5 protein-coding genes and 1 other annotated feature are annotated in these 7,664 nt (G+C 37.0%); all 5 genes read right to left on the reverse strand.

The window, feature by feature from the left end:
* Positions 1 to 277 precede the first annotated feature (277 nt).
* Positions 278 to 1,564 carry a serine--tRNA ligase gene (serS, locus tag AC1VS3_RS12335; RefSeq protein ID WP_008690228.1) on the reverse strand — a complete coding sequence of 429 codons (1,287 nt, stop codon included), beginning with the start codon at positions 1,562 to 1,564 and terminating at the stop codon, positions 278 to 280.
* Positions 1,565 to 1,603: 39 nt separating this feature from the next.
* Positions 1,604 to 1,814: a binding site (T-box leader), on the reverse strand.
* A 10-nt stretch (positions 1,815 to 1,824) separates the two neighbouring features.
* Entirely contained in the window at positions 1,825 to 4,359 is a 2,535-nt protein-coding gene (gene gyrA, locus AC1VS3_RS12340; RefSeq protein WP_008690229.1) for a DNA gyrase subunit A, read from the reverse strand.
* A gap of 18 nt (positions 4,360 to 4,377) precedes the next feature.
* Positions 4,378 to 6,324: a DNA topoisomerase (ATP-hydrolyzing) subunit B gene (gyrB, locus tag AC1VS3_RS12345; protein WP_008690230.1), complete on the reverse strand. Its 1,947-nt coding sequence runs from the start codon at positions 6,322 to 6,324 to the stop codon at positions 4,378 to 4,380.
* A gap of 10 nt (positions 6,325 to 6,334) precedes the next feature.
* Positions 6,335 to 7,435, reverse strand: coding sequence for a DNA replication/repair protein RecF (recF, locus tag AC1VS3_RS12350; protein WP_008690232.1), 1,101 nt, complete (start codon positions 7,433 to 7,435; stop codon positions 6,335 to 6,337).
* Positions 7,432 to 7,635 (reverse strand): S4 domain-containing protein YaaA, encoded by a 204-nt coding sequence (gene yaaA, locus AC1VS3_RS12355; protein ID WP_008690234.1) that lies wholly within the window; start codon positions 7,633 to 7,635, stop codon positions 7,432 to 7,434. The genes recF and yaaA overlap by 4 nt, the downstream gene beginning before the upstream one ends.
* Positions 7,636 to 7,664 lie beyond the last annotated feature (29 nt).

The following is a 7,664-nucleotide window of genomic DNA, read 5'->3' on the forward strand; positions in this document are numbered from 1 at the left end:
TAGCAAAAAACTACCACAATATTTAAATTCATGTAAAACAATTTTCAAATAATGTTTCACGTGAAACAAAAAAAGTGGTTAAAATGTGAAAATGATGTGCAGTGAGATATACAACTGCCAATCTCTTAGTATTTCAATGCAAATCACAAGCAGTAAAAATATTCTATTTTATTCAAAATAATCCTTTAAATAAAGCTTTTTCTTACTTTTTCAAGCTTTTGAAAATAATGCCTTGAAAATACAAAAAAAGAGGAAATTAAGTGATTTCCTCAATTTTTTATTTCTTCGGTACTAACTTTTCTGTACCACCCATATAAGGCTGTAACACCTTAGGAATATTTACGCTTCCATCCTCATTCAGATTGTTTTCTAAGAAAGCAATCAACATACGAGGAGGAGCAACAACTGTGTTGTTTAACGTATGAGCAAAATATTTTCCATCTTTGCCTTTTACACGAATTCCAAGTCTTCTTGCTTGTGCATCTGTTAGATTAGAACAACTTCCAACTTCAAAGTATTTTTTCTGTCTTGGACTCCAAGCCTCAACATCGACAGACTTGCATTTCAAATCCGCCAAGTCACCTGAACAACATTCCAAAGTTCTAACAGGAATATCTAAGCTTCTAAATAAATCAACAGTATTCGTATAAAGTTTCACAAACCAATCTGCACTTTCCTCTGGTTTACAAACAACGATCATCTCTTGTTTCTCAAATTGGTGAATACGATAAACACCACGTTCTTCAATACCATGTGCTCCCTTTTCTTTTCTAAAGCATGGAGAATAACTTGTATACGTATAAGGCAAATCCTTTTCATCTAAAATTGTATCAATGAACTTACCAATCATAGAATGCTCACTTGTTCCAATCAGATACAAATCTTCGCCTTCAATTTTATACATCATACCTTCCATCTCCGCAAAGCTCATAACTCCAGTTACAACATTGCTGCGAATCATAAAAGGTGGAACCACATAGGTAAAGCCACGCTCAATCATAAAATCTCTTGCATAAGAAATAACAGCAGAATGTAATCTTGCAATATCTCCCATCAAATAATAGAAGCCATTACCTGCAACTTTTCTGGCACTATCTAAATCAATTCCATTAAAACGTTCCATAATTTCCGTATGATAAGGAATTTCAAAAGCCGGTACGATCGGTTCCCCATATTTTTGTAATTCCACATTTTCTGAATCATCTTTTCCAATAGGAACACTAGGATCAATCATGTTAGGAATCTTCATCATGATTTCCTTTATTTCTGCAGCCATCTTCGCTTCTTTTTCTTCAATTTCTTTCATTTCATCTGCCATGGCCTGCACTTTTGCTTTTACTGCATTTGCTTCATCTTTTAAGCCTTTTGCCATCAATCCACCGATTTCCTTGCTCATGGCATTACGCTTTGCGCGCAGATCATCACCACGCTGTTTTAACTGGCGATTCACTTTATCCATTTCGACAACTTTATCAACTAATTCAAGCTTATGTTCCTGAAACTTCTTTTTCATGTTCTCTTTTACAGAATCTACGTTTTCACGTAAAAATTTCATATCTAACATCGCTATATCCTCCTTACAAATAAAAAAGAGGTATTGTCCGAAAGGGACGATACCTCGTGTTGCCACCCTTTTTTAATTCATAGCATCACACTATGAATCCTCTCAAGTGATAACGGTACTACCGGAAGTAACTACTTTATTCACTACTTCACTCCAAGGTTGATTTCATAAAGCTTTGACAATAACTCACACCAGCCGTTATCTCTCTTTGCTCAAAGACTCTATTACTTATCCTTATCGACGTTTTCTTATTTTTTATATCATTCTTTATTCTCGTTGTCAATTGGTTCCACGGCATCTTTCGCAGATTCTTCAGTTTCTACTGCTTTTTCAACTGTTTCTGTCGAAACTTCAGCCGTATCTTCCGCTTCCTCTTCTTTATCAACGATAGCAATCTTCGCTACAGATTCATCTTCTCCAACATTGATTAATTTTACACCCTGTGTATTTCGGCTATAAATACCAATATTTTCAACAGCAATACGGATTATGATACCTGTATTTGTAATGATCATGACATCTTCATCACCATTCACTGCTCTTACAGATACTAAATCACCTGTTTTCTGGGTAATGTTAATTGTCTTAACACCTTTTGCCCCACGAGTTGTTAAACGATATTCTTCAATAGCTGTACGTTTTCCATAGCCATTTTCACTAACGGCTAATAAATGCGTACCATCTCTAGAAGTCGCAACACCTACAACAACGGAACCATCGACATTAAAGCCTTTGACACCACTTGCCGTACGTCCCATAGCACGTATACCATCTTCATGGAAACGAACTGCCTTTCCATTAGAACCGGCAATAATAATTTCATCATCGCCTGTTGTTTCCTTCACACCCATCAATTCATCATCATCACGTAAAGTAATCGCAATCTTACCATTTTGACGAATCGAATCAAATTCACTCATTGGTGTACGTTTTACAAGACCATTCTGTGTCACAAACAACAGATATTCTGATTCACTTTCCGGATTTACCGGTACTAAAGCACGTACCTTTTCTTCTTTATCCAGATTCAATAGATTAACGACTGGAAGACCCTTCGCCGTTCTACCTGCAGAAGGTATTTTATATCCCTTCATACGATAAACCTTACCAAGGTTTGTGAACAACATCAGATAATCATGTGTTGACATGGTTGTTAATAATTCAACGATATCATCCTCATTCACAGACATTCCCTTGACACCACGGCCACCACGATTCTGTGTACGATAGGTATCAATTGGCATACGTTTAATATAACCATTTGTTGTCATTGTGATAACAACATCTTCCACCGGAATTAAATCTTCATCTTCCATGGAATAATCTGCTTCACTGATTTCTGTACGTCGTGGATCACCAAAACGATTTTTTACTTCTGTTAATTCATCTTTAATAATCTGAATAACACGGGAATGATTTGCTAAGATATCTTTTAAATCAGCAATTGTCTTTAACAATTCCTGATATTCATTTTCAATCTTATCACGTTCCAAACCGGTTAATCGACGCAGACGCATTTCTAAGATTGCATTTGCCTGAATTTCGGTTAATTTAAAACGTTCCATCAAACCGCTTCTTGCTTCTGCATCATTTTGACTTTCGCGAATCAAACGAATGATTTCATCAATATGATCCAATGCAATACGCAGACCCTCTAAGATATGCGCACGATCTTCAGCTTTCTTTAAATCAAACTGTGTTCTTCTGACAACAACATCAATCTGATGATCTACATAATGCTGCAGCATTTCTTTAATGCCCATTTGTTTAGGAGCACCATTGACCAATGCCAGCATATTGACACCAAAGGATGTCTGTAAAGATGTCAGACGGAACAATTGATTCATCACTACTTCTACCTGTACATCTTTTCTTAATTCTATGACAATACGAATACCGTCACGATTCGATTCATCATTCAGATAGGTAATACCATCCACCTGTTTTTCACGAACTAAATCAGCAATCTTACTAATTAGATTTGCTTTATTTACCTGATATGGAATTTCTGTGACAACGATACGATTCTTGCCATTGCCCATTTCTTCCACATGATATTTACTTCTTGTGATAATGGAACCTCGTCCGGTTTCATATGCCTGACGAATACCACTTCTACCTAAAATAATACCGCCAGTTGGAAAGTCTGGACCTTTGATATAATTATCCATTAATTCCATGACTGTAATATCCGGATCATCCATAACCGCAAAGGTTGCGTCTATTGTTTCCGTAAGATTATGCGGAGGAATATTGGTTGCCATACCTACCGCAATACCAACAGCACCATTGACGATCAAATTAGGAAAACGTGCCGGCATAACTTTAGGTTCTGTTTCCTCACCATCATAGTTAGGTCCAAAATCTACAGTATTTTTATTAATGTCACGCAGCAATTCCATGGCAATCTTGCTCATTCTCGCCTCGGTATATCGCATAGCTGCAGCACCATCACCATCCATAGAACCAAAGTTACCATGACCTTGTACAAGCATATAACGGTAACTGAAATCCTGTGCCATACGTACCATAGCATCATAAACAGCAGTATCTCCATGTGGATGATACTTACCAATAACTTCACCTACGATACGTGCAGACTTCTTAAAAGGCTTGCTGGCAACAATACCCAACTCATTCATCGCATGCAGAATACGGCGATGTACCGGCTTTAAGCCATCGCGAACATCTGGTAAAGCTCGGTCTACAATAACAGACATGGAGTAATCCAGGAAGGATTTTCGCATCTCTTTTGATATATCAACTTCTTTTAGTTTATCTTTATTCAAATCCATTCAAAAATACACCTCCTGTTAAACATCCAATTCTGCATATACAGCATTTTCCTGTATAAATTCACGTCTAGGTCCAACTTCTTCACCCATCAGCATTTCAAAGACTTTATCTGCTTCCATCGCATCATTGATATTGACTTTCTTCAATGTACGGAAGGCTGGATCCATCGTTGTTTCCCACAACTGTTCCGGATTCATTTCTCCTAAACCTTTATATCGCTGAATACTTACATTTTCACCCATTTCCGCAATGACACGATCACGGCTGGATTCATCATATACGTATTCAATACGCTGTCCTTTTTGAATCTTAAATAATGGAGGCATGGCGATATATACATATCCACCTTCAATAATAGGACGTAAGAAACGATAGAAGAAGGTTAGCATCAGTGTACAAATATGTGCACCATCGACATCGGCATCGGTCATGATAATAATCTTATGATAACGCAATTTCGATATATCCATCTCTTCTCCGATACCGCAGCCAAAGGCAGTAATCATAGAGCGAATTTCATTATTTTCAAAGATTCTATGTAAACGCGCTTTTTCAACGTTTAAGATTTTACCACGCAGTGGCAAGATGGCCTGAAATTTAGAATTTCGTCCTTGTTTTGCACTACCGCCGGCAGAATCACCCTCGACAATATAAATTTCACATTCCGATGCATCACGGCTGGAACAATCCGCCAATTTACCAGGAAGTGAAGATATTTCCAACGCACTCTTACGTCTTGTCAGCTCTCTGGCTTTTTTCGCAGCCATACGTGCTTTGCTAGCTAGGATACATTTATCAATGATGATTTTTGCTGTATCCGGATTTTCTAAGAAGAATTTTTCCAGCTGTTCACCAAGAATACTGGAAACAATTTTACGAACTTCTGAATTACCTAGCTTTGTCTTCGTCTGTCCTTCATATTGTGGATCTGGATGTTTAACGGAAATAATAGCCGTTAAACCTTCACGCACATCATCGCCGGCTAAGGTTTCATCCTTTTTGATCATCCCATTTTCTCTGGCATAAGCATTGACGATTCTGGTTAAAGCTAAGCGGAAACCATCCTCATGTGTTCCACCTTCTGCTGTATTAATGTTGTTACAGAAAGAATAAATATTTGGTACATATCCATCGTTATACTGTAAAGCGATTTCTGCTAAGATACCATCTTCAATACCTTCTACATAAACAACTTCTTCATGCAGTGGACTCTTATTCTGATTCAGATATTCTACATACTGACGAATACCGCCATCATATTTATAAACGATTTCTTTTCTTTCTTCTTCACGTTCATCCGTTAAGATCAACTTAATACTTTTATTTAAGAAGGCCAATTGACGGATTCTGGTATTCAATGTTTCAAAATCATAAACCTGCGTTTCGGTAAAAATCGTTGGATCTGCTTTAAAGCGTACCATAGAACCATGCTTATCTGTCTTACCGATAATCTTTAATGATTCAACTGCTTTACCGCCATTTTCAAAACGCATGAAGTAAATATTGCCATTTTGATATACCGTAACTTCTAGCCATTCACTCAAAGCATTAACAACGCTGGCACCAACACCATGCAAACCACCGGATACCTTATACGCACCACCGCCAAATTTACCGCCGGCATGTAAAATGGTAAATATCGTTTCCACACCGGAAATTCCTGATTTTTCAACGATGCCTGTAGGCATACCTCGACCATTATCTTCGACACGAATGATATTATCTTTTTCAATCGCAATATCAATATCTGTCGCAAAGCCTGCTAAGGCCTCATCAATGGAGTTATCCACAATTTCCCATACAAGATGGTGAAGACCTTTTTCACTGGTGGAACCAATATACATACCAGGTCTTTTCCGTACTGCCTCAAGACCTTCTAACACCTGTATATCATCCGCAGTATAGGAATGATCAACCTTGATGTTTTCCATTTCTTCGATTTCTTTCATCTGATTTTCATCCATAGACATCCTCCTAACATCTCTGTAATGTTCCATTGGCTACTTTCCATAAGGTAACCTTACGCAGTTTTCGTATTTTTTCTGCTTCCGTCGTATCTGTGGTAGAAATGAAGATTTGCACTTCGGCAGGTAACGACGTTAACAGTTTTTCTCTTCGATACACATCCAGTTCGCTGAATACATCATCCAGCAATAATACCGGAAATTCTTGTATGATATCACGTATCATATAAACCATACCTATTTTCAAAGCCAATAAGACACTTCTTTTTTGACCTTGTGATGCATAGGTTGCTAAATCCTTGTCATTGATCATAAAAGTAAAATCTTCTTTATGAATACCAATGATTGTTTGTTTTAGATAGATATCACGAGCAAGATGTTTTGCATATTTTTTTTGCAGAGCTTCTTTCATGACATTTTTATCTTCATCAAAAGGAATACAGCTGTCATAGGAAATATTAAGTAGCGTATCATCCTGTGAGAGTTCTTTATAAAACTTTTGACATTTTTCTAATAGTTCCTTTAAAAAATAATGTCGCTGTTGTATGATCACAACTTCTTCTTCAATCAACTGTGAGGTCAAGACTTCTAAATAAGCCTTATCTACATGTTCTTGTTTCAAATATGCATTACGCTCTTTTAAGAGCTTTAAAGCCACATAAAGCGTACTCACATACTTTTTACTTATCTTACTTAATTCCATGTCCACAAAGCGTCTTCTGACGCGAGGAGAGGCATTAAATAATGACATGTCATCCGGACAAAACATTACGGCATTAAATTCACCGATAAAATCACTTACACGATTTACCGGATTTTGATAAATAAAGAGATTTTTACCTTTTTCATTCACCGTAATTTGAATATCTTCTTTTTTATGCTCTTTTTCAATTTTAGCCCGAATAAAAAAAGCCTCGCTTTTTTCTCTGATCAAATCTTTATCTGTATTTGTCCGATGTGATCTGGTCGTAGAAAGATACAATAATGCTTCCAACAAATTTGTTTTGCCTTGTGCATTCTTTCCTGCCAGCACATGAATGCCATCAGAAAAAACAGCTTGTAAATCCTCATAATTGCGAAAATCATGCAGTCTGATTTCAGAAACTCTCATGACAATGTTATGATTGTTCCTTCAATGTTGATGACATCACCGGGATAAAGCTTTCTGCCACGGCGATTTTCTTTCTCTTTATTTACATAAATTGAAAGCTCTTTTACGGCAAATTTAGCTTCTCCGCCGCTTTGAATAAAGTCTGCCATCTTTAACAACTGGCCCAGAGTAACATACTCGCTGCTTAACTTGATATTCATTCTAAAACCACTCTCACATTCTTATATAT

It is taken from the genome of Longicatena sp. (assembly GCF_982403165.1).